Annotated in this window: 1 protein-coding gene; it reads left to right on the top strand. The window is 61.1% G+C overall.

The genetic code is table 11. The features are described 5' to 3' along the window. Window positions 1-1,461: bifunctional sulfate adenylyltransferase/adenylylsulfate kinase (locus tag ACR0ER_RS25550; RefSeq protein ID WP_480771267.1), on the top strand; the 1,461-nt coding region annotated here is incomplete at both ends.

Here is a 1,461-nt window from a genome sequence, read left to right as displayed (position 1 = left end):
GCTGGACGTCAGCGAAGAGTTTGCCGACGGAATCGAGCTGGGTCAGGATATCGCCCTGCGCGATCAGGAAGGTGTGATCCTCGGCACCATGACCGTCACCGACCGCTGGACCCCGGACAAAGCGCGTGAGGCCGAAAAGGTTTTTGGCGCCGATGACGACGCACACCCGGCGGTGAACTACCTGCACAACGTGGCGGGCAAGGTCTATCTGGGTGGCCCGGTGACCGGCATCCAACAGCCGGTTCACTATGATTTCCGCGCCCGTCGTGACACGCCAAACGAGCTGCGCGCCTATTTCCGCAAAGTTGGCTGGCGTCGTATCGTTGCCTTCCAGACCCGCAACCCGCTGCACCGCGCGCACCAGGAACTGACCTTCCGCGCCGCCAAGGAAGCGCAAGCCAACCTGCTGATCCACCCGGTTGTCGGCATGACCAAACCGGGCGACGTCGATCACTTCACCCGCGTGCGCTGCTATGAGGCGGTGCTGGATAAATACCCGGCCTCGACCACCTCGATGTCACTGCTGAACCTGGCGATGCGCATGGCTGGCCCGCGCGAGGCGGTCTGGCACGGCCTGATCCGCGCCAACCACGGCTGCACCCATTTCATTGTGGGCCGCGACCACGCCGGCCCCGGCAAGAACAGCCAGGGCGAAGATTTCTACGGCCCCTATGACGCACAGGACCTGTTCCGTAAGTTCCAGGATGAAATCGGCATCGAAATGGTCGACTTCAAACACATGGTCTACGTACAGGAACGCGCCCAGTACGAACCGAATGACGAGATCGAAGACAAGGAAAACGTCACGATCCTGAACATCTCGGGCACCGAACTGCGTCGCCGTCTGTCCGAAGGTCTGGAAATCCCGGAGTGGTTCAGCTTCCCCGAGGTTGTGGCCGAGCTGCGCAAGACCAAACCGCCGCGCAGCAAGCAGGGCTTTACCGTCTTCTTCACCGGCTTCTCGGGCTCGGGCAAATCCACCATCGCCAACGCGCTTATGGTCAAGCTGATGGAGATGGGTGGCCGTCCGGTGACGCTGCTGGATGGTGACATCGTGCGTAAGAACCTGTCCTCGGAACTGGGCTTTTCGAAAGAACACCGCGACCTGAACATCCGCCGCATCGGCTATGTGGCCAGCGAGATCACCAAGAATGGCGGCATCGCCATCTGTGCCCCGATCGCGCCCTATGCCACCACCCGCCGCGCGGTTCGGGAAGAGATCGAACAGTTCGGTGCTTTCTGCGAAGTACACGTCGCGACCTCGATCGAGGAATGCGAACGCCGCGACCGCAAGGGCCTGTACAAGCTGGCGCGCGAGGGCAAGATCAAAGAGTTCACCGGCATCTCAGACCCCTATGACGTGCCTAAGAACCCTGAACTGAGCGTCGAGACCGAGAATGTCGACGTCGACAACTGTGCCCATCAGGTCCTGCTGAAACTCGAAAGCATGGGCCTGATTGC

The sequence above is a fragment of the Ruegeria sp. CH8 genome (assembly GCF_056536985.1).
Note: the sequence above shows the minus strand (reverse complement) of the source record. Positions and strands in the feature narration are given on the sequence as shown.